The sequence below is a fragment of the Corynebacterium ihumii genome (assembly GCF_028609825.1).
In the GTDB taxonomy this organism is placed as follows: domain Bacteria; phylum Actinomycetota; class Actinomycetes; order Mycobacteriales; family Mycobacteriaceae; genus Corynebacterium; species Corynebacterium afermentans.
This window is the reverse complement of sequence record NZ_CP063190.1, coordinates 14,166-34,705: the sequence shown is the minus strand read 5'-3', so window position 1 is coordinate 34,705 and position 20,540 is coordinate 14,166. Positions and strand designations below refer to the sequence as shown.

General features: G+C 63.4%; 16 protein-coding genes. 5 read left to right on the top strand and 11 right to left on the bottom strand.

Annotated features, from left to right (window positions below; translation table 11 throughout):
- Positions 1-26: 26 nt before the first annotated feature.
- Entirely contained in the window at positions 27-302 is a 276-nt protein-coding gene (gene crgA, locus CIHUM_RS00155) for a cell division protein CrgA (RefSeq protein ID WP_034996749.1), read from the top strand.
- A gap of 271 nt (positions 303-573) precedes the next feature.
- Here crgA and CIHUM_RS00150 read toward each other — a convergent pair whose 3' ends face one another.
- From CIHUM_RS00150 to CIHUM_RS00130, 5 genes are all read right to left on the bottom strand, one after another.
- Positions 574-1,242 (bottom strand): rhomboid family intramembrane serine protease, encoded by a 669-nt coding sequence (locus CIHUM_RS00150; RefSeq protein ID WP_034996748.1) that lies wholly within the window; start codon positions 1,240-1,242, stop codon positions 574-576.
- A gap of 66 nt (positions 1,243-1,308) precedes the next feature.
- Complete coding sequence (locus tag CIHUM_RS00145) at positions 1,309-1,830, bottom strand: peptidylprolyl isomerase (protein WP_034996746.1); 522 nt, start codon at positions 1,828-1,830, stop codon at positions 1,309-1,311.
- 154 nt (positions 1,831-1,984) lie between these two features.
- Complete coding sequence (locus CIHUM_RS00140) at positions 1,985-2,950, bottom strand: PDDEXK family nuclease (protein ID WP_034996743.1); 966 nt, start codon at positions 2,948-2,950, stop codon at positions 1,985-1,987.
- 226 nt (positions 2,951-3,176) lie between these two features.
- On the bottom strand, positions 3,177-5,435 hold the full coding sequence (metE, locus tag CIHUM_RS00135) for a 5-methyltetrahydropteroyltriglutamate--homocysteine S-methyltransferase (RefSeq protein WP_034996741.1): 2,259 nt from the start codon (positions 5,433-5,435) through the stop codon (positions 3,177-3,179).
- 13 nt (positions 5,436-5,448) lie between these two features.
- Entirely contained in the window at positions 5,449-6,381 is a 933-nt protein-coding gene (locus CIHUM_RS00130; RefSeq protein ID WP_034996739.1) for a methylenetetrahydrofolate reductase, read from the bottom strand.
- Between the two features lie 314 nt (positions 6,382-6,695).
- On the opposite strand from CIHUM_RS00130, the gene CIHUM_RS00125 reads away from it, so the two are divergent.
- Positions 6,696-7,454, top strand: a complete 759-nt coding sequence (locus CIHUM_RS00125; RefSeq protein ID WP_273680219.1) for a hypothetical protein — start codon at positions 6,696-6,698, stop codon at positions 7,452-7,454.
- On the opposite strand, the gene CIHUM_RS00120 is transcribed toward CIHUM_RS00125, so the two are convergent.
- On the bottom strand, positions 7,455-8,009 hold the full coding sequence (locus tag CIHUM_RS00120; protein ID WP_034996733.1) for a TetR/AcrR family transcriptional regulator: 555 nt from the start codon (positions 8,007-8,009) through the stop codon (positions 7,455-7,457).
- 96 nt (positions 8,010-8,105) lie between these two features.
- Between CIHUM_RS00120 and CIHUM_RS00115 the strand changes: the two genes are divergently transcribed.
- The 3 genes from CIHUM_RS00115 to CIHUM_RS00105 are packed head-to-tail and all read left to right on the top strand — an operon-like array spanning position 8,106 to position 11,303.
- Positions 8,106-8,720 carry a hypothetical protein gene (locus CIHUM_RS00115; protein ID WP_034997727.1) on the top strand — a complete coding sequence of 205 codons (615 nt, stop codon included), beginning with the start codon at positions 8,106-8,108 and terminating at the stop codon, positions 8,718-8,720.
- Entirely contained in the window at positions 8,717-10,810 is a 2,094-nt protein-coding gene (locus CIHUM_RS00110) for a YhgE/Pip domain-containing protein (RefSeq protein WP_034996731.1), read from the top strand. The genes CIHUM_RS00115 and CIHUM_RS00110 overlap by 4 nt, the downstream gene beginning before the upstream one ends.
- Positions 10,811-10,865: 55 nt before the next feature.
- Complete coding sequence (locus CIHUM_RS00105; RefSeq protein WP_051106196.1) at positions 10,866-11,303, top strand: hypothetical protein; 438 nt, start codon at positions 10,866-10,868, stop codon at positions 11,301-11,303.
- Positions 11,304-11,527: 224 nt separating this feature from the next.
- Here CIHUM_RS00105 and CIHUM_RS00100 read toward each other — a convergent pair whose 3' ends face one another.
- From CIHUM_RS00100 to CIHUM_RS00080, 5 genes are all read right to left on the bottom strand, one after another.
- Complete coding sequence (locus tag CIHUM_RS00100; protein WP_034996728.1) at positions 11,528-15,085, bottom strand: hypothetical protein; 3,558 nt, start codon at positions 15,083-15,085, stop codon at positions 11,528-11,530.
- Positions 15,086-15,608: 523 nt separating this feature from the next.
- Positions 15,609-17,138 carry a phytoene desaturase family protein gene (crtI, locus tag CIHUM_RS00095; RefSeq protein ID WP_034996726.1) on the bottom strand — a complete coding sequence of 510 codons (1,530 nt, stop codon included), beginning with the start codon at positions 17,136-17,138 and terminating at the stop codon, positions 15,609-15,611.
- The gene (locus tag CIHUM_RS00090; RefSeq protein WP_051106284.1) at positions 17,135-17,944 is read right to left on the bottom strand and encodes a phytoene/squalene synthase family protein; all 810 of its coding nucleotides are present in this window, start codon (positions 17,942-17,944) and stop codon (positions 17,135-17,137) included. The genes crtI and CIHUM_RS00090 overlap by 4 nt, the downstream gene beginning before the upstream one ends.
- Positions 17,945-18,004: 60 nt before the next feature.
- The gene (locus CIHUM_RS00085; RefSeq protein WP_034996723.1) at positions 18,005-18,571 is read right to left on the bottom strand and encodes a hypothetical protein; all 567 of its coding nucleotides are present in this window, start codon (positions 18,569-18,571) and stop codon (positions 18,005-18,007) included.
- A 137-nt stretch (positions 18,572-18,708) separates the two neighbouring features.
- Complete coding sequence (locus CIHUM_RS00080) at positions 18,709-20,454, bottom strand: ATP-binding protein (protein ID WP_034996720.1); 1,746 nt, start codon at positions 20,452-20,454, stop codon at positions 18,709-18,711.
- Positions 20,455-20,540 lie beyond the last annotated feature (86 nt).

Genomic DNA, 20,540 nt, shown 5'->3' with positions numbered 1-20,540 from the left:
GGCCCGCACACACTAAGGGAGCGCACATGCCTAAAGCAAAAGTAACCAAAGACCCTATCCGCCCAGCTAGCAGCACCTCCGCTGGCACAAACCGTACCCCGGTGAAGGTCAACACCGGCGGAACCCCGATGTGGTACAAGGTGATCATGTTCGGGCTGATGCTCCTCGGCCTGGCCTGGCTGATCCTCTACTACCTCGCCGGCGACCAGATCGCCTGGCTCGGGCAGCTCGGGCCGTGGAACTACGCCATCGGCTTCGCCGGCATGATCCTCGGTCTGCTGATGACTATGGGTTGGCGATAGCGCTTTCCTCCGGGGGGATGTGTGAAATCGGATTGTGGCAAATATTTGCCACAATCCGATTTTTGCGTTGGTGGGGTGAGCCGGACTCAACGGGCTTCTTCTATCCACACCTGTGGATAACTCTGTGCACAACTCCACAGGGCTGCGAAATGTGCTGGTTTTCTTTCGAAAATGCCAGGTTCCGTCGGCGTGTCATTTTGGTTGTTCGACGTGTCGTTCGAGGAGTTACACGCGTGTAGTTCTCCACATTGTGGACAACCGCTGTGGATAACTAGTACACCGGCAGCGTCGACGGGATCGTCAGCGCCCAGATGGCCACACACGCCACCACGGCCGCGACGCCCGCCGTGATCCAGCGGGTGCGCATACTTTGCGACGTCAACGGCCACGCCATCACCGCCCCCGCAGCCAAACCACCCAGGTGCCCCCACAGCGACACACCCGGGCTGAGCAGCGTGTAGGCCACGTTCACCGCCACCAGGGCAAGGGGCGCGCGCAGGTCCGTGGAACGTCGAAAAGCAATGGCGATCAGCAGCGCCATCAGCATGTAGAGGGCGCCGGAAGCGCCGGCCGTGGGCGTCGTAAAGCTAAATGCAAGCACACTTGCCGACGCCCAAAGGACCCCCGCGACCCAAGCCACCACAAACGGACCAGAGCCGAGGAAGCGCTCCACCTCCGCACCCACCAAGACCAGCATGAACATGTTGACGAAGAGGTGTGTGACGTCCAAGTGCATGAAGCCGGCAGTCAGCGCCCGGAGGTAGCCCGCGCCGTACACCTCAGGGCCGTAGAGGATGGTGCTGGAACCCACCGACGAATCCCACACCACGTCCGTGAGCGAACGAGCCTGGAGCGCGGCGACGAAAAAGACGAGCGTGCAGATCGCCGCGAGCGCGGTCGTAGCGGGGGCAGTGCGGGGCAAGTTGCGGAGAGTAGGCATGGGATCAGGGTACGAAAAAGCCCCCGCACGGTGGCGGGGGCGCGGCGCGCAAGTGGCGCTTTTGGCTTAGGCGATGTCGACGGACTCGATCACGACATCCTCGACCGGGCGGTCCATGCGGCCGGTCTGCACGTTCGCAATCTCGTCGACGACCTTCTTCGACGCCTCGTCGGTGACCTCGCCGAAGATGGTGTGGCGGTTGTTCAACCACGGGGTCGCGTCGACGGTGATGAAGAACTGGGAACCGTTCGTGCCCGGACCAGCGTTAGCCATGGCCAGCAGGTACGGGCGGTCGAACTGCAGCTCCGGATGGAACTCGTCGGCGAACTGGAAGCCCGGGCCGCCGGTGCCGGTGCCGGTCGGGTCTCCGCCCTGGATCATGAAGCCCGGGATGATGCGGTGGAAAATCGCGCCGTCGTAGAACGGACCATCCGTGGTGCCCTTGGCGTTCTTGGTGGAGTAGTCGGCCGTGCCCTGTGCCAGGCCCGTAATCGTCTCGACCGTCTTCGGCGCGTGGTTGCCGAACAGGTCGATCACAATGTCGCCGTGATTGGTGTGCAGAGTCATCGTCTGAGTCTTTTGAGTCATGCGCTCCAGAGTACGCGGGTTCCGCCGCGTGGGGTGTGGGCGGGTGCGGGGTTGGGCTCACGGCCCTAAAGGTCGAGTCCGGGAGGTCGAGTACGCCCGGTTTCGGTGCCGTACTCGACTTCCAGTACTCGACTTTCGGCGGCGTATAGCGCCCCTACCTCCGCCAGTGTTCCCCGTGCACCGGTCTGAACACCGTGGCCGGTACTTTCGGCTCGCCGAGGAGACCGGAGCGGGCCTTGAGCTCCAGGATCTCCCGGACACAGGCCTCCTCGTCCCGGAGAATATCCAACGGCTCGAAGCGGGCGACCTCGTAGACCTGCTTCCGTAACCAATTTTCACGCAGGAGCTGGTCGCGCGACACCTTCTTCGCCGCCTCCTCGTCTTTCTTCACCGTCTTGACCAGCCCGTCGATCTCAATCGCCACCTGCCCCCAGAGCAAGTCCGGGCGCACGTAACGACCAATCCACATCTGCTCGCGGACGACAATGTTCCGCTCGCGCAGGATCACGCGCAGGAGAGACTCGTACGGCGACTCGGACTTGGTGGACGACCAACGCAGCGCCTGCCGTGCCCGCCCGATCCCCTTCTTGCCGGCCAGACGCTTGATCGTCGCATGGAGTTCGGCCTGGATGCGTTCCTGCTCCAGCGGTGGCTTGCCCACAAACAGGGAATCCATCGCGACGACTCCTGCCCTCACCCCGTGCAGGCGCGCGACGTCGACGGCTGTGCGGACGAGGCTGGTTAACCGGAGGACGTCGCCAGGCGTCGCGCACTCGATGGCCACCACATCTTCTTCGGGGATGCGCAGGCTGCGGTACTCGACCCCTTCCGGCCAGCTTGCCCTGGCGGGCGGTTTTTGTCCCGGGATGGCCAGTAGGACGGGCGCGTCTGGGGCGGGCAGCGTCCACAGGCCGTGCACGATTGCCGCGGAGCGCCCCACCAGCACCGCTTTCCGGCTCGCGGTGCCGACTGCATAGCAGCTGAGAAACTCCCGCTCGTGGTGTTTCAGCCGCGACCATTCCACCTCTGCGATGAATTTGTTCGCGGATAACTTGATGCACGCTTGCCGGTCCGACTCACCCGGCCTGACCAGTAGTTGCGCTAGCTTTCTCCTGTCCATGATCCCCCCGATGTTTGTTTGTTTCGCTCAGAGTACATGGCTACTGGCGAGAACGAAAGAGCCCCGCCAAACGTCGAGCGGCGGAGGTCGAGTTCGGCCCAAATAGCGGGCCTACTCGACCTCCCGTACTCGACTTTCGCGGGGTGAGGGCGGCGAGGGGCGCGAGGGTGAGGGCTGGGCGCGGGGGCTCAAGCTTGACGACGTCAGCTCCGCCCCGCCCGGCGCGCTAGAGCCCTTCGACGACCTCGTCGCGTGCCGCGACCAGGTTGCGCAGGGAGAGGTCGACCTCGGCGTAGCCGCGGGTCTTCAGGCCGCAGTCCGGGTTGACCCAGAGGCGCTCGGTGGGCACGTGGTTCAGTGCGGCGCGCAGCAGGCCGGCGATCTCCTCGGCCGAGGGCACGCGCGGGGAGTGGATGTCCCACACGCCGGGGCCGATCTCGGAGTGGAAGGTCTCGTCGATGTCCTCGAGCAGCTCCATCCTGGAACGGGCTGCCTCGATGGAGGTGACGTCGGCGTCGAGGCCTGCGACGGCTTCGATGATCTGGCCGAACTCGGAGTAGCACAGGTGGGTGTGGATCTGGGTCGCAGGCTTCGCGTTCAACGACACCAGGCGGAAGGCGCGCTGGGCCCAGTCCAGGTAGGCGGCGCGGTCGTCCTCGCGCAGCGGGAGCAGCTCGCGCAGCGCCGGCTCGTCGATCTGGATGACCTTGATGCCTGCCTTCTCCAGATCCGCGACCTCGTCGGCGAGTGCGACGCCGATCTGGTCGGCGGAAACACTCAAAGGCACGTCGTCGCGCTTGAAGGACCAGGCCAGGATGGTCACCGGGCCGGTGAGCATGCCCTTGACCGGCTTGTCGGAAAGCGACTGGGCGTAGGCCGACCACTCCACCGACATGGCCTCCGGGCGGGAGACGTCGCCGACCACGATCGGCGGACGGGTGCAGCGGGAGCCGTAGGACTGGACCCAGCCGTTTTCGGTGACCACGAAGCCGTCGAGAAGCTCGGCGAAGTACTGCACCATGTCGTTGCGCTCCGCCTCGCCGTGGACGAGGACGTCTAGGCCAATCTCCTCCTGCAGCTCGATGACCTGCTTGATCTCGGCCTTCAGCGCCTCGGTGTACTCGGCGTCGGAGAAGGTTCCCTCGCGGTGGTCCGCGCGCGCCTTGCGGATCTCGGTGGTCTGCGGGAAGGAACCGATCGTGGTGATCGGAAGCGTCGGCAGGCCGAGCTCTTCGCGCTGGACCTTGTTGCGCTCCTCGAACGCGGGCTCACGCTTGACGGCGCCGGCCGGCAGAGCGGCGACGCGGTCCACGACGGCGGAGTTGTGGATGGTGGTGGACTCTGCGCGGGTGCGCACGGCGCGGTCGGACTGGGCAAACGCCTCGACGGCCTCGTCCGAGCCTGCGACAAGCGCTTGGATCTCGGCGAGCTTCTCGTCGGCGAACGCCAGCCAGGGGGCGACCTCGACCGGGATGTTGCGCTCGGTCTTCAGGGTGTGCGGCACGTGCTGCAGGGAGGTGGAGGTGGACACGGACACCGAATCAGCGGAACGGCCCAGGGACTCGAGCACCTCGGTGCGCTCGCGCAGGTTGGCGGTCCAGACGTTGCGGCCGTCGATAAGTCCGGCGACCAGGTGGGTCTCGGCCGGGATCGCCTCGCGCACGCGTTCCGGGTAGCCGGCATCCGCCTCGAGGGTCCACGGGGACAGGTCCACGTGCAGCACCTCCACGCCTAGCTCGCCGAGCACCGGCAGGGACTTGCGGGCGGAGCCGTACGGGGTGGTCAGGTACACGTTCGGGCGGGTCTCGCGGCCCAGCAAATCAGACCAAGCCTCACGCAGGTAGGAAGCGATCTCCGCGTCCGGGGTGGACAGGTCGGCCACCACGGCGGGCTCGGCGATCTGGACCCACTCCACGCCGGCATCCTTCAGCGCGGCGAAAACCTCGGCGTACGCCTCCACCAGCGACGGCAGCAGCGACCACTCGGCCGGCTTGGACAGCGCAATCAGCGTGACCGGGCCGACCAGGAACGGGCGGACCTTGTGGCCGGCCTCGACGGCTTCTTCCACGATGCGCAGAATGCGCTCCGGCACCGCCTTGATCGTTTGGCCTGGCTCGATCTCCGGCACGAGGTAGTGGTAGTTGGTGTCGAACCACTTGGTCATCTCCAGCGGCACCCGGGTGTCGTTGCCGCGGGCGAGCGCGAACTCCTCGTCCAAGTCGACTCCGCCCGGCACGAGGCCGACGGTCAGGGCGGTGTCGAGCACCTGGTCGTAGAGCGCAACGTCCGCCGGTATGGCGTAATCTTCGGTCAGGCCGAGGTCGCGCAGGTGGTTGTAGTTGTTCACTCGCAAGGCGCGTGTGGTGGAGCGGAACGTCTCAGCGTCGATGCGGCCCGCCCAGTAGCTCTCCAGCGCGCGCTTGAGCTCACGGTTCGCGCCGATGCGGGGGTAGCCCTCGATGGTGGCCTTGGGGAAAGTGGTCATTGTTGTCCTTTATCTATCCGATGCGGTCCAGAAAGTCCCGCGTGACGTGCAGGTTGTTGTGCGTGTACACGTGGAGTCCGCCCGCGCCGGCATCCAAGATCTCGCGCGCCAAGTTGGCGGTGAGCTGCATGCCGGCCTCGTACTCGTCGTCCGCTTCGAGCAATTGCTTCTCGACGCCTACCGGCACCTCCAGCCCCGACAACTCCCCCATGCGTCGGACACGCTGCAGCGAGGTCATGGGCATGATGCCGGGGATGAGCGGGATGCGCACACCCGCCAGCCGCGCCACCTCGACGAACTTTAGGAAGTCCTGGGCCTCGAAGAACAGCTGCGTGATGGCGAAGTCCGCACCCAGGCGTTGCTTGGTCAACAGCACGTCCAGGTCGTGGTCGAAGTTGCGCGACTCCTCGTGGCCCTTGGGGTAGCAGGCCACCGAGAGCGCGAGCTTGCCGGCGGCAAGGCGGAACGCCTCTTCCTCCTGCACGTCCTGGATCAGGTTGAGCAGATCCGTGGCGTACTGCAGGTGGTCCGCAGGCAGGCCCTCTTCCGGCAGGTCCCCGCGCAGGGCGAGGAACCCGCGGACGCCGGCGTCGATAAGCACCCGCACCCACTCCGCCATCTCATCGCGCGTGCCCGCGGTGCAGGCGAGGTGCGCGATGGTGCGCAGATCGGTGGTCTCCGCGATGCGGGAGATCACGGCGGCGGTGCCCTCCAGCCACTCGCTGCGGTGCGAACTGGTCACGGAGACGTAATCCGGCTTGTACTCCGCCAGGCCCGCGATGAGTTGGTCGTTCTTCTCCGGGTCGTCCGTGGGGCGAGGCGGGATGATCTCGAAACTCAGGGCGGTGCGCTGGCGTTCCCGGCGGGGGTGGCGGATCAGCTGCGCGCCCTCGCGGTCCAGCGGCGCCGAGGCGGAAAGCCTGGTCGAAAGAGAGGCTTCGAACATGGCGGGACCTTTCTCGGCTGGGTTGTTGTGTTTCGTTGCACCGTGTTTAAACGGTGCCTTGAAACTTATTTACGCCACGTAACCGCCACAATGAGTTGACGGTTTTAAGCGCTGTCTGTGCTGCGTACCGGGTTATTTGGTGTGAATGTTAATCGCGCACAATGAACCGAGCTGTTCACTTTTGCGGAACGCTTGGTACGCACTGAGCCCGGTGGTGCGATGGCGCTCCCGGTTTGCGAGCAGGCACGGCGGATTTCGCTACCCTGGGCCCCGCAACCACCCGAAACTTACAAACGCAACACAAGGAGAAACCCGTGAACCTGAAGAACATCGGCTTCGCCGCCGCTATTGCCAACCAGGCGTGGAAGTACCTGCGCGACCAGAACGACAAGCGCGAGCGCGATATCTACCAGTCCCTGCTGGACAACCTGAAGGACGGCAAGCTGGACGACATCCACGAGAAGTTCGACGTCGATCAGCTGCAGGAACTCTACGGCGCCGCCCGGGCGCAGGCCGGCGAGATCACCCGCGACGCGCACGACCGCCTGGACCGCCGTCGCAAGCAGTTCGCGGACGCGGCCCCGAGCCGCAAGGAGCGCCAGGAGTTCCTGGAGAAGCACGCGAAGACCGCGAAGAAAAAGAAGAAGGGCGGGTTTGGCAAGGTCGTCGGCGCAACGCTGGGCACCGCCGCGCTCGCGGGTGGCGCGTGGGCTGCCTGGGAGTTCTTCCTCAAGGACAAGCTCGCGGGCGAGGAGGCGCCGGCGGAGACGTACCGCCCGGCATCGACCCGCACGGAGACGGATAAGACCGGCTCCTCCACCATCGTGTACTCGACGCGTACGGAAGATGATCTGGCAGGCACCACCAAAGACCTCGGCGGGGAGGGCCTGACCACCCTGGACACCCTGGCGGAGGACCAGCGCAAGGCCACCCACGCCCAGCACTCCGTGGAGGACGCCGCCGGCACTGAGGGCGGCCGCCACGAGCTGCGCGAAGAACCGGCGGAACGCACGTTCCGCGACGGCCGTATCGGACAGGACCTGAACGACTTCCCGCAGGACGGCAACAAGTAGTTAAGCCGTGGTGCGCCAGCCTGCCATGAGGTGGCGCACTAGGCGGTCGCGCACATCCGGAAGGATGTCTGCGAGCGGGGCGGTGAGCGGCCGCGTCGCTACGACGAGCTCGGTGGCCAGCTGCATGGGTGACTGGCCGGGGGCGATGATGCCGTGGGGGGCGGCGGCGTCGATAAGCAATTGCACTTTGCTCATGAACGCGTCACGCCGTGCGCCGAGACCGCCGTCGGAGCTATCGGCGGCCAGCGCGGTGGCAAGGATGCCCACGCCCGAATCGACGAGCGCCCAGACGAAGGATTCGAAATGTTCGGTGGGATTGTCTTCGAAGCCGTCGAGGGCGTCATCGAGGAGTGATTCGATGCGTTCGAGGAAGACGATCGCGCAGGCGTCGTAGAGCGCGGCGCGGGTGGGAAAGTGACGGTAGAGGGTGGCGATGCCCACGTCGGCGTCCGCCGCGATGCCCTCGAGGGTGATTTCGGAGTTCGGGCGAGTACCTATCTGGGCCAGCGCAGCGGTGACAATCTGGTCGCGTTTCGCGCGGGCGTCTGCACGCATTGTTGACCAGCCCCCTTTTTGGGTTTGACAGTGACTATTTTGGGGAGCACCATAGCACGAGTTAAGTGATAGTCCACCCTACGGTTAAGGGACCGCATGACCCCCATACTCAGCACGCAAGACCTCGTGCTCCGCAAGGGCGACACCCCGGAAAACTTCGACATCGGTCGGGGGTTGACCCTGCTGAACACGCGGCGAGAGTCCGATTCGACCCTGCTCAGCCTCGCGCTGGCGGGGCGCTTCAACCCGCACTCCGGCACGATCCTCCTCGACGGGGAAGAAACCAGGACACGCCAGCGCTTCAAGCAGATCGCGCTTGCAGGCGTGACCGAAATTGACGGGCTGGACCGCCTCGTGCGCATCCGCGACGTGGTGCGCGAGCAGATTGCGTGGTCGCAGAACTTTTTCGCCCGCACACCGCACTCATCCGAGGCGATCAAGTCCCACGACAACGTGGAAAAGTGGCTGGGGCCGTTGCAGCTGGAAGACATCGACATGACGGCGCACGTCGGCGACATCGGCCCGACGGACCGTTTCCGCCTGCGCGTGCTGCTGGCGCTGATTTCCCGCCCGGACGCGAAGATGCTGATCGTGGACGATGTGGACCAGGTGCGCAAGATGGACATCCGCCGCAAGCTGCTGGATGATCTGCGCGGGGTCGCGGTGCACCTGCCCGTAATGGTGAACACGGTGAATGAGGAGGGGCTATGAGTGGCCTGCACATTGGATCCGACTTCCGGAAGTTCGCCCACGGCAAGCTTCCCCCGCTCGCCATCACGGCGATATGCCTGCTGCCGCTGCTGTTCGGCGGCCTGTTCCCCTGGGCGTACTGGGACCCGCTGGGCAACCTGCACAAGCTGCCCGTCGCGTTGGTGAACTCGGACGAGGGCGACAACGGCCAGCAGGTTGTGGACAAGCTGCTGGAGCAGCGCCCCATGGACTTCCAGGTTGTCAGCGCCGAGGAGGCCCAGGAAGGCATCGCCAGCGGCAAGTACTACCTGGGCTTGGAGATCCCCACGGACTTCTCTGAGGCTGTGACCAGCGTGAAGGAAGATGACCCGCATTCAGCGAAGATCAACATCACGCTGAACGAGACCAACGGTTTCATCCCCACCATGCTGGGCGAGAAGGCCGCGGAGGCGATCGGCTCTGCCGTGTCGAATTCCGTGGGCAGCAGGGTGGTTGAGCAACTGTTTGTAGGCATCAACACACTCTCGGACGGCGTGCATAAGGCCGCCGACGGCGCCGGGCAGTTGGACGAGGGCGCGAACAAGGCGCACGACGGCTCGGAGCAGCTCAACGAGGGTGGCACGAAGCTCAACGACGGCATCCAGCAGCTCAACGACAAGGTGCAGCAGCTGCCGGACGCCGTGACCAAACTCGACGGCGGTGTCGCACGCCTGCAGGACGGCGCGATCCAGCTCAACGACGGCATCACCACCGCTTCCGGCGGCGCCGACCAGCTCTCCAACGGCCTGACTCAGCTGCAGGCGGGTACGCAGCAGCTTGGCGACGGCGCGACGCAGATCGCCGGCGGCGTTGACAAAATCGCTGGCTTTGCCGGCAAGATCAACGAGCTGCAGGCCGCGTTGGACGACATCAACGCAAACCTGAACAACGTGATCGCGGACCTGGACCGCTCCCCCATCCCGGGCAGCAACGAGCTGGCAAACCAGGCGCGTGGCGTGCAGCTGCAGATCAACGCCGGCCCGCTGCAGGCGGTCACGGAAAACAACCTGGTGGGCCAGCTGATGCAGCTGCAGGCCGGCGCACACGAGCTGGCCACCCAGCTATCGGACCCGAGCGCGAAGTACCGCGGCGGCGTTGACAGCGCCGTCGAGGGCGCAAAGACGCTTGCGGACGGCCTGAAGCGCCTGCAGGAAGGCTCCGGCACCCTGGTCGCCGGCGTGACCACGCTGAAGGACGGCACGGGCAAACTGGTCGTGGCGGCGAACACCGCCACCGACGCCACCTCGCGCCTGGCCGCCGGGTCTAACCAGCTGGTGGTGGGCCTGGGCGACCTCAACGACGGCCTGGTCAAGCTCTCCGATGGTACCGGCGAGCTCTCCATGAGCCTTTCCGACGGCGCCGAAAAGGCCCCAAGCTGGGAGGGTGAGCGCCTGAACAAGGCTATCGACGCCGCCGCGGACCCGGTGCACACCGAAAACACCGGCGACGGCGTGACCTTCTTCGGCAAGGGCCTCAGCCCGTTTTTCCTGTCGCTGTCGCTGTGGTTCGGCGTGCTGATTATGTACATGATCATGCCGCCGTTTAGCCGCCGAGCGATCGACTCGGGCACCAACCCGCTGCGTGTGCTTTTGTACACGATGATCCCGTCATTCATCATCGGCTTCTTCCAGTCCATCGCCCTGTGGGTGATGCAGACGTTCATCCTGGACGTCGAGCCGCTGCACCCGCTGTCACTGTTCGCCGTGCTGGTGCTGGTGTCCTGGGTGTTCGTCACCGCGATCATGGCCCTGAACACCGCGCTGGGCCCCGCCCCTGGGCGCCTGGCCACCATGGCGTTGATGTCGCTGCAGCTGGTGGCGTCGAACGGCCTGTATCCGCCGGAGGTGCAGCCCGCGTTCATCCAGTGGGTGCACAGTTGGGACCCGATGCGCTACTCGGTGGATCTGGTGCGCTACGCGCTGTTCGGCACCCCGTCCTACGACCCGCGCATGTGGACCGCTGTGACCGTGCTGCTGTTCGTCGGCGCGCTGTCCGTGGCCATCTCGTGCGTGGCTTTGTACGGCCGCCGGACCTGGCACATGAAGGACCTCCACCCCGAGCTGTCCGTTTAACCCCTACCATGGGCGGGGCACAACATTTCCCCAGATAGACCGAAGGACCCCACCCATGTTTTTCAAGAAATCCAACAAGGACAAGATCAACCTGCGTCTGCCGTCCGCGGCGCTGCGCATCCCCACCGGCGCCCTGATCTTAAACTCCGGCTTGGGCAAATTCCAGGTGGACAAGGAAGGCGCCGAGGGCCTGCGCGACATGGCTACAGACGGTATCCCGCAGCTGGGCCAGATCGACGCTGAAAACTTCGCCACCGGCCTCGCCTCGGCTGAGACTGCCCTGGGTGCGGCACTCCTGTGCCCGCTGATCCCGAACCGCCTGGCCGGCTTGGGCCTGGCCGCGTTCGGTGCCGGCCTGCTTTCCATGTACTTCGGTAACGACCAGTACACCGAGGACGACGGCATCCGCCCGTCCAGCGCAGGCCTCGCCATTGCGAAGGACTCCTGGCTCGTGGGCATCGGCCTGGCGCTGGCTGCCCTTCCACGCAAGTAGCCGCCAAGCGCGGCTGCGCTGCGCCACCCCATGCACGTCATCCAGGCGGCTGGCACGGGGTTTTCGCATTCTTGGAACCCGCCGCATGCGTAACTGGAAGATGGAGCGGGTAGTGCGGCGATACCCGTCCACACGCCCCAGAAACGAAGAAACCGCCCGGCAACCGTATCGGTTGCCGGGCGGTTCGCTGTCATCCTGTCCGCTCGTCGCGGACCGGTGAGGGCTTACTTCTCGGAGGAGTCGTCGCCCTTAGCGTCAGTGTCCTTGTCCACCTTGGTGGAGGACAGGCCCATCAGCTTCTCGTTACCGGTTGCCTTGCCCACCTGGTAGGAGGAGGTGTACTCCTCCGCACCGCAGGCACGCATCAGACCGTCGATAGCGAGCAGGCCGAGGGTGATGGCTGCGATCGCGCCACCAGCCATACCCAGCATCTCCGGGTTCTGGATGTTGAAAGCGCCCTGGAAGCCAGCGGCGCGGGAAGCGCGATCCTCGTTGAAGATGCCCAGGCCCTGCTGGATGCGGGTGTTTACATCCTGGATAGCACCGTTGATCTGGCCGGAGATACCCTCCAGGCCCGGGATCTGCACCTGGGAAAGCACAGCAACCGGGATAGCCAGCATCAGCGGAGCTGCGAGGCCGACGAGGCCGGCGATGCACTTGCCGTCGAGGTCCTTCACGGAAGAGCCGTTAGCGGAGCCGTTCTCGACAATGTTGGTGTCGATATCCGTACCACCCGGGTTCTGGATGAAGGTGATGTAGGTGTGGCCACCCTCGGTACGGGCGTGACCGATGTGCTCCTCGACCAGCTTGCCGTCGACGAACCACTGGAGCTTGAACTCCGGGGTCTTGTTAGCGTCGCCGGACCACTTCAGCTCGTAGGTGCCGTCTTCGTTCTCGATCAGCTCCAGGCCAGACTCGGAGTCGAGCGGCTCGCCGTCCTTGCCGACGAGCTTCAGGTCACCCTTGTCCTTCGGCAGCTTGATGCTGATGGAGCGGCCGTCCTTGCCGTCCTCCGGCATGAGGATCTTCGCGCCCTCTTCGGTCTCCGGGTCGTCGTTGTTGAGGCCGATGTTGATCTGCTTGTCGACGTTGCCGTCCTCGTCGATGCTGACCACGACGACACCGCCGGTCTTCTTCGGATCCTTCGGAATGATCTCCACGGAGCCATCCGAGTTCTCCTTGACGTCGACCAGGGAGCCACCCTCAAGGACCTTGAGCGTGCTGCCCTTCTTGCCCGGGGTCACTACAACAGTCTCGCCGTTGGAGGAGTACTCGTCCTCGATACGGACGTTGCGCTCGTCCTTCTTCACGTTGAGGTAGTAACGGGAGACGACGCGCTCTTCACCGTTGATGGTCTTGATCAGGTCAAGAACAGCGGTGCCTTCCTTACCCGGCTTCGGGGTGACAACCCAAACCTTTCGGCCGTCGACGGTCTCCACCTTGACGTCGACAATGTCCTCACCCTTGGTGATGTCGACGCGGGTGTTCTCATCCCATGCAATCAGGAACTGGTCCTTCTCGCGCAGCTCGTGGGTGAAGGCGCCACGGGTGATGTCGATGATGTACTTGCCAACAATGTTCCCGTCAGCGTCCATCTCGTGGACCGTTGCGCGGCCCTGTGCGTCGTCGTTCGGGACAAAGACGTTGCCGTCGAGCTCGCCAAGGTCACCGCCCTCGACGACAACCAGCTTGTTGCCGTCGACGATCGGGTTGATCTTGAGCTTCTGGATGCTCAGGATCTTGTAGTTCTTGATGCTCGGCTGGATGTCGATGTTGTAGCGACCAACAACGCGACCGGTCTCCGGGTGAACGATCTCGACAACAGCGGTGCCAACCGGACCCTTCGGCAGGACGATCCACTTACCGTTCTCGTCCTTCTTCACCTCGACGAGGTCCTCGGAGCCCTCGGCGACGCGCACCTCGTTGGACTCCGGGGTCACCGTGACGGAGACGGAACCGGTGTTGGTGGTGGTGACTTCGCGGGTGATCTCCTGGTCGGTGATGGTGAAGACGTAGCGGGTGACGACCATGCCATCGACGGTCTCCTCGACGACAACCTCGCCGGTTGCGCCCTCGACCGGGATGAAGCGGAACTCGCCGGTCTCATCCTTGTAGACGATGACCTGGTCCTCGCCCTTCACAACCTCGTAGGAGCCGTTGCCCTCGAGGACGACATCCTGGTTGTTCTTGATGGTCTTCTCAACAACGCTGACCGAGTAGTCGATCGGATTCTCAACGGTCTCCTCAGTGATGGTGACGTTGATGATGGTCTTCTCGCCGATCTTGACAACGATCTTGTCGCCAACCTGAGCCTCGTCGGTAGCCACGAGGATGATCTCGCCAGCTTCGTTGCGATCCATGATCAGCTTGGACTCGTCGGAGATCACAACCGCAGAGTCGTCAATAGACACGGTGCCCGCAACACGGACGTGGTCGCCCTCTTCCTTGGAGAGACGTGCCTCGGAAACCTGGATGCTGCCGTCGGCGTCACCCTCGGTCACAACAACCTCGGAGGTGTTCGAGTTGATGGCCGGCTGGTTCGGGTTCGAGGTACCACCAGTATTGATGATGTTGTTGTTCACATTGTTGTTCACAATGATGATCTCGTTGCCCTCGGAGTCCTTCTCCACCGGCAGAGTCGTGGTGACGGTCTCGGTAACCGGGGCCGGGGTCTCAACCTCAGGAGTGACGGTCTTGGTCACGGTCTGAACGACCGGCTCTTCCGGCTTCGGGTAGTGGGTGACGGTCTCAGTGATGACCTCAGGGGTAACGGTCTTGGTCTCGGTGACCGGCTTGCCCTCGACGGTCTTGGTGACCTCGACGACCTTCGGGTCCTGGGTCACGGTCTCCTTGTCGGTGACGGTAACCGGCGCAGCGGTCTCGGTCTCGGTGCGGGTGACAGTCTCGGTCACAACCTCCGGCTCGGGGGTCTCGGTCTTGGTCTCGACAACCGGCTTGCCCTCGACGGTCTTGGTGACCTCGACGACCTTCGGCTCCGGGGTAACGGTCTTCGTCACCGGCTCAGCAACGAGAGTTTCGGTCTTGGTCTCGACAACCGGCTTGCCCTCGACGGTCTTGGTGACCTCGACGACCTTCGGCTCCGGGGTAACGGTCTTCTCGACGGTCGTGGTGACCGGCTCACCCTCGACGGTGGTGACGACGGTCTCGGTGCGCACCTCAGGGGTAACGGTCTTGGTCTCGGTGACCGGCTGACCAGCAACGGTCTTGGTGACCTCGACGACCTCCGGATCCTGGGTCACGGTCTCGGTGTTTGTGACGGTGACCGGCGCAGCGGTCTCGGTCACGGTACGCACGACCGGGTTCGACGGGTAGTCACCGGTGATCATGTTATTGGTGATGCACAGGTAGTAGATGGTGATGTTGCCGTGCTGGTCACGCAGCTGCAGCTCAACAGTGCCGCTGAGGTTCTCCTGAGCCGGGGAAAGCTTGATGCCGGTTGTCCAGACGTTGCCCCACTCATCCTGCTGCACGTTCGGGCTGACGTTGAGGATCTCCTTGCCGCTAACGATGCGCCACTCGTAGCAATCGTAGAGGTCCATGTAGTAGGTCGGGGTCGCCTCGTCGAAGGTGATGTAGTGAGTGCTCTCACGAACAACCCAACCGGAGTTGAACGGCAGGTCATTGCCAGAGCCGATCACCTGCTGCTGGACCTGCTGCTGGGTGTACGCCTTTGCACTCGGCGCGAACGTTACGGTGCTGCCGGCCGCGGTGGCACCGGCAATCGCGATTGCGAGCATCCGCTTCTTTTGGTTGGAAGCCATCTTCCTTAATTCCTCTCGATAAGGGATCTGTCAGCGCCAGCGAACTGCCGGCGGAGGGACAAACGTCAAAAACTTCAATGCAGTAATCGAGGGCACCCAGCCCTCGTCCGCGACAAGTGTTGAAAAGTCTCGATCTCTCCCTGCATGGAAACTCTTTCTTGATTTCCCTGCTCAGAGCCTCTTTTTTCAACGACCTGTTTCGGTACTTGACCGATAGTACAGGTTCTACAGGCTGCATTCCAGATTGTTCAACGCTTCCCCCAAGGGTGTGTTGCTGTGAAAAACACATACATTCGCAACGAAATTTCGAGCGGTCAATTTTCACCGCCTCTACCTGCTGCTATAAACGTATACGCATATCTAGCTAGATTTAAGACTAAATCCTAAAACTGTCTTAAGCGATCTGAAAATTGCCTAAAATAGTGCTTCTACCTCGGGTTATAAAGGATTGTAACGCAATGGTATAGACGCTGTGTTTCTAGTCACAGATGCCACCATTGCTTGAGCAAACCTGCCGAAAACCTTATCCCTGTAGCGGACCGGAGGATCGATCCGCGCGTACCCGCTTCAGCACGTTCTCCGCAGAGATCAGACACATGGGCACTCCGACCCCCGGCGTCGTCGTAGCCCCGGCGTACAGGACATTGCCAGCCTTACGGCTCTTATTCGATCCGCGCAGGAACGCGGACTGCCGCAGCGTGTGCGCGGGCCCGATCGATCCGCCAGACCAGGCGTTGTAGCGCTCTGCAAAATCAGCGGGACCAAGCGTTTGCTTTACGACGATCCTCCGGCCCAACCCCGCAACCCCACACCTCGCCGCAATCTGCTCGATAGCCGCGTCGGCGATGCGCTGCACCTGCTCAGAAGCTTCACCCCGGTACATGTCGCCGTGGCCCACCGACGGGTCCGCGGGCACCGGCACCAGCACAAACAGGTTCTCATAGCCCGCGGGCGCAACAGAAGGATCAGTGGCGGAAGGTTGAGAGACATAGATGGACTGCGACGCCGCCTGCGGCCGGCTGGCAACGGGACCATTGAATACAGCATCAAAATCGTCCAACCAGTCGTCACTGAACAGGAAGTTGTGGTGGGCCAGCTCCGGGATCCCGCCTCTAACGCCCAGCATGACCAGCACCGTGCCCAAGCCAGGGTCGCGCGGGGCGAACCAAGATTCGTCGTAGGTGCGCTTGCTCTTCGGCAGCAAGCGGGTTTCGGTGTGGTGGAGGTCCGCGGCGGAGATGGTGAGGTCGGCGGGGAGCCTTTGGCCGTCGATAAGCAAGACGCCCCTGTCCTCGATGGCCGCGACCTCGGAGTTGAAACGGAACCGCGCACCCTGGTCGACGGCGAGGTTGAACAGCGCGTCCATAACCGCCGCGAAACCGCCCTGCGGGTACAGCACACCTTGGGTGAGGTCGGTGTGGCTGAGCAAGTGATACATACTCGGCGTGCGGCTGGGGTGCGAGGAGAGGAACACGGACGGATACGTGAGCATCTGGCGCAGACGCGTGTCCGTGAAGCGCTTCGCCACGAACCTATCCAGCGGCTCCGTGAGGTAGCGCGCGAGGCGGGCGTAACGGCCGCGGAGGCCCTTCAACGGGGCCAGGGAGCGAAAGTTGGTGTACAGGAAGTTTTGCATCGCCAGGTCGTACATCTCCTCGGCGCTGTCCAGGTACTCGCGGAGCTTGGTGCCGGCGCCGGGCTCGATGCTTTCGAAAAGCTCCGCGGCGTTGTCGCGGCCGGAGTGGACGTCGATGGGCTGGCCGGTCTCCGGGAAAAGGCGGTAGGCGGGTGCGAGCGGCTGAAGGTCCAAAAGGTTCTCGGTGCGCTTGCCAAAAAGGCTGAAGAATTGGTCGAACGCGTCCGGCATCAGGTACCAACTCGGGCCGGTGTCGAAACGGAAGCCGTCGATGGTCTCGTTGCCGGCGCGGCCGCCGTAGGTGGGCAGCTTCTCCACCACGGTGGTGTCGATGCCCTCTCGGGCGAGCAACGCGGCAGTGGCCATGCCGGCCACGCCGGCGCCAATCACAATGGCTGACTTCGGATGCTTGTTCATGGCTTCCTCGAGTTCGCTAGCGCTTTCGCTGTGAGCGCTACTTTGAGGTAGTTGGGCACGCGGACGCGGGTGGTCTGCAGCTCGGCTGCCGGGGTGGCCGCGATACGGGCGTTGAGCTCACGGAACAGCGCTTCAGCAGCGGCCACTCCCCCGCGCGCTGCTGGCGGCAGCAGCAAAATGGCCTCGCGGGCGCGGTCGAGTTCGTCGGCGATTTGGCTGGTGAGGGTGGACTTTAGGTCGTCGTCGAGCGGGGCGCCGAAGTACGCTCGACCGAGTGCGCGGCTATCCTCGCCGAGGTCGCGCAAGAAGTTGACCTTCTGAAACGCGCTGCCGAGCGCACGGGCGCCCTCCTCCAGCTCGCGGCGGCGTGGGGTGTCGCGGCCGCGCAGGAAAATGTCCAGGCACATCAGGCCGATCACCTCGGCCGAGCCATATATATAGGTATCCAGCTGTTGCGGCGTGAATTCCGTCTGCGTCAGATCCGCGCGCATGGAGGCAAAAAATGCCCGCACATGCTCGGGATTCAGGCGGCACTCGCGGTAGGTGCAAGCCCACGCATGCAGCACCGGATCCGTGTGGAAGCGGTGGGCCGAGGCGTGCAGCACCTGCTCCTCATACAGGTCAAGCGCGGTTTCCGGGCACTCGTTGGCCTGGGCGGTGGTGCCGTCCACGATCTCGTCCGCGATGCGCACCACCGCGTAGAGGTTCCGGATGTGCGTGCGCTCCCGGTTCGGCAGCATCCGCACAGCAAGGGAAAAACTCGTGGAATATTGCGCAATCACCTGCGCCGCCGCCTTGTCCGCCATGGCGTCGAAGCGGGAGAGGAAGGTGTTCACGCCTGGCCAGCTTACCGTGCGTGCGTGGCGCTACTCCTTGGACTTGTCGTAGGTGGCGTTGGAGATGATCTCCTTCGCTTCATCCTGCGACAACCCCTCCCCGCGCAGGCTGATCATCTCCATGGTGGACACGTTGCCGGTCTCGGAGTTCTCCGCGGAGAGGAACAGGCCGTCCCAGTAGTCGCCGTCGTCGTCCACGGCCTCAAAGTAGGACACGATCGCCTTGTCCGCGCCGTCCACGTCGGCGGCGTCCTCCCCCTTCGGCTCAATCACCGTGTCCTGGGCGAAAATGTTGCCGTACAGCACGGCCGCGTTGGTCGCGTCTGCATGAGGCGCCACGCCGGTGTCCTTGCTCAGCCGGATCTGCACCGTCATCGCGTCCTCGCTGTCGCGCGCGCCCACTACCCACGGGTCCTCGATGGAATCCGGGTCGCTGGACTTATCAAACTCCGACCAGCTCTCCGGCACCCGGACTGTCAGCGGCCCGGAGCTGACCTCCAGCATGCGGTTCGTGTCGTTCGTCTCCTCCGCCCCGCACGCCACGGCTCCCAGGCACAGCGCTGCGGCGGCAACCGCGGAGATGATTTTTTGCTTCATGGCGGGCCTCTCTACGTGGTTTTGCCCGCGATAGTACTGGTGGGGAAGTTCCAGTTTCGGGATTCGCACTTTCACACTTTGTCTACCTGCTAATTCGGAGTTTCATTCTGACTTTGGTAGTGGAAAGTGCGAAAGTCTTAGTAGTTCAACCGATACGTCGTGCCCCGGCGGCCTTGACCACCGAGCATGACTACGTGCCCGTGGTGGAGAAGGGGCTCAAGGGCATACCGCAGTTGCGCCGCCGAGAGGCCCGTCTGAGTCTGCAACTCCTTCAACGTGACCTGTGCACCAGGAGTAAAAGCCCGGTAGACGGCGGGAACGTTTTTGCCAAGGGAAGCCAGATCATCAATGTGGAAAGCGGCGGTGATGTCCGGCCGCAGGGCCTCGAACCTCAGTGTGTCGTTCCGAGCTCCAGGCAAGGCGTACCGGCCGTCGGTTTCCTGGAGCACCCCTGTCTCCGTGAGCCTACCCAGCATCCTCTTGCATGACTGCTCACTGTAAGGCGAGTAGCGCTGCAGGATGCCGGAGAGCGTGGCGCCGCCGTGATTCCGCAGGTCCACCAGAAGATCCTCTTCAGTCGGGCTCAATCGCAGCCCGTCACGCTGCAAACCCTCCAACCAGGCATCCTCTTCCTTCGTGAAACGGGATCCGCGCGGAAAGAGGACCTTGAACTCGACACCATTGTCTACGAACTTAGGTTTCGGCATGCGCGCCTCCCGGATCGCCGTCACGATTTCCTGAATGCCGCCACCTTCGCCCTCAATTACACGCTCTCTGTCGTCCGTGCGGAGGTAACGCGCGATTTCGTACAGACGCTTGTTAACCGGGGCTTTAGTCAATGAAGGCGCCTCAAGCTGAGAAACGGATAGGCCACGCAAACCGCCTGGGCTGACAATTATGAGCATTCGCTCCGTGAGCCTGATCTCCACCTTCTTGCCCACGTCCACAGAGGGCCCCAGGTCCCGGTGCACCAAAGCGTTCGCTAGCACTTCTCGGATAGCGCTCGGGGGAAACTCCGGCTGATCCACTAAGTGGCCGGCTTCGGTGTAACGGCTCACGGTGTCCGCATTTCGCTGAATCCATTCCATCGCTTCCGTCAGCATCACGGGCAACGGGCCCTCGATCTCAGTCAGGTTCCTGTTTCGGCCCGCTCCCTCCCCTCGAGCCAGCCGCACCGCCGCTGTCGCTCCGAGTGCTGGCTCAACCGACTGCGGGAGGTACCCCAGCGCGTACAAACCGCCAAAGCGAACGTTGCCCTGGTTGTCCGTAACGTTAGTGACCTGCAGTAGCTGATCGACGTTGTCGATTTTGGCTATGCGGCTCCGAGAAGCACGCACCGTTTTCACGTATGTGTCAAGCACGCTCGAGTCAAGCAGGGCGGAATCGGTGCCTGGCAAAGATGCAAAATCGAAGTGGGTTTGCTGAGTCTCAGTCAGCGCCGACAGCGACAACATTTTCAAGTCATTCGAATTCATCACGTAGTCGCCGTCTGCCTGGCGCAAAAATGGTTTGCCCTCGAACTTCGCCGGCTTCTCTGAAGCCAGAAGCGGCGTAACTTCCACAACGACTACGTTCTTCCCGTCAAGCACGTGGTGGAAAAATTCCAACTGTGGCGCCGGCGTCACCGCACTCCGGTTCACGTTCACCACGGATTTCTCCATCTGCGCAGGCTCGGCAACGCCGGTGACTTCGAACCCACGCCGTTCACTCACCCCGAGAATGATTGCGCCAGCTTGTGGCATGTTCGCAAACGCGCACAGCGTCTCGCCCAGCTGCTCAGGGACTCCCCCACCTGCTGTTTTGCACTCAACCAGGGTCGTATCGTCTCCAAACGCACGCAACTGGGAAAGTGTTTCACGCAACCGCCGCTCAGTCCAGGACATAACTCGCACAGTATCCACACTTTCACACTTTGTCTACCTGCGATTTCGGAGTTTCATTCTGACTTTGGTAGTGGAAAGTGCGAAGC

Excerpts from the sequence above, each read along its gene's own strand:
- crgA (WP_034996749.1), top strand. The coding sequence starts at position 27 with ATGCCTAAAGCAAAAGTAACCAAAGACCCTATCCGCCCAGCTAGCAGC.
- CIHUM_RS00150 (WP_034996748.1), bottom strand. The coding sequence starts at position 1,242 with ATGCCTACTCTCCGCAACTTGCCCCGCACTGCCCCCGCTACGACCGCG.
- CIHUM_RS00145 (WP_034996746.1), bottom strand. The coding sequence starts at position 1,830 with ATGACTCAAAAGACTCAGACGATGACTCTGCACACCAATCACGGCGAC.
- CIHUM_RS00140 (WP_034996743.1), bottom strand. The coding sequence starts at position 2,950 with ATGGACAGGAGAAAGCTAGCGCAACTACTGGTCAGGCCGGGTGAGTCG.
- metE (WP_034996741.1), bottom strand. The coding sequence starts at position 5,435 with ATGACCACTTTCCCCAAGGCCACCATCGAGGGCTACCCCCGCATCGGC.
- CIHUM_RS00130 (WP_034996739.1), bottom strand. The coding sequence starts at position 6,381 with ATGTTCGAAGCCTCTCTTTCGACCAGGCTTTCCGCCTCGGCGCCGCTG.
- CIHUM_RS00120 (WP_034996733.1), bottom strand. The coding sequence starts at position 8,009 with ATGCGTGCAGACGCCCGCGCGAAACGCGACCAGATTGTCACCGCTGCG.
- CIHUM_RS00115 (WP_034997727.1), top strand. The coding sequence starts at position 8,106 with ATGACCCCCATACTCAGCACGCAAGACCTCGTGCTCCGCAAGGGCGAC.
- CIHUM_RS00110 (WP_034996731.1), top strand. The coding sequence starts at position 8,717 with ATGAGTGGCCTGCACATTGGATCCGACTTCCGGAAGTTCGCCCACGGC.
- CIHUM_RS00105 (WP_051106196.1), top strand. The coding sequence starts at position 10,866 with ATGTTTTTCAAGAAATCCAACAAGGACAAGATCAACCTGCGTCTGCCG.
- CIHUM_RS00100 (WP_034996728.1), bottom strand. The coding sequence starts at position 15,085 with ATGGCTTCCAACCAAAAGAAGCGGATGCTCGCAATCGCGATTGCCGGT.
- crtI (WP_034996726.1), bottom strand. The coding sequence starts at position 17,138 with ATGAACAAGCATCCGAAGTCAGCCATTGTGATTGGCGCCGGCGTGGCC.
- CIHUM_RS00090 (WP_051106284.1), bottom strand. The coding sequence starts at position 17,944 with ATGGCGGACAAGGCGGCGGCGCAGGTGATTGCGCAATATTCCACGAGT.
- CIHUM_RS00085 (WP_034996723.1), bottom strand. The coding sequence starts at position 18,571 with ATGAAGCAAAAAATCATCTCCGCGGTTGCCGCCGCAGCGCTGTGCCTG.
- CIHUM_RS00080 (WP_034996720.1), bottom strand. The coding sequence starts at position 20,454 with ATGTCCTGGACTGAGCGGCGGTTGCGTGAAACACTTTCCCAGTTGCGT.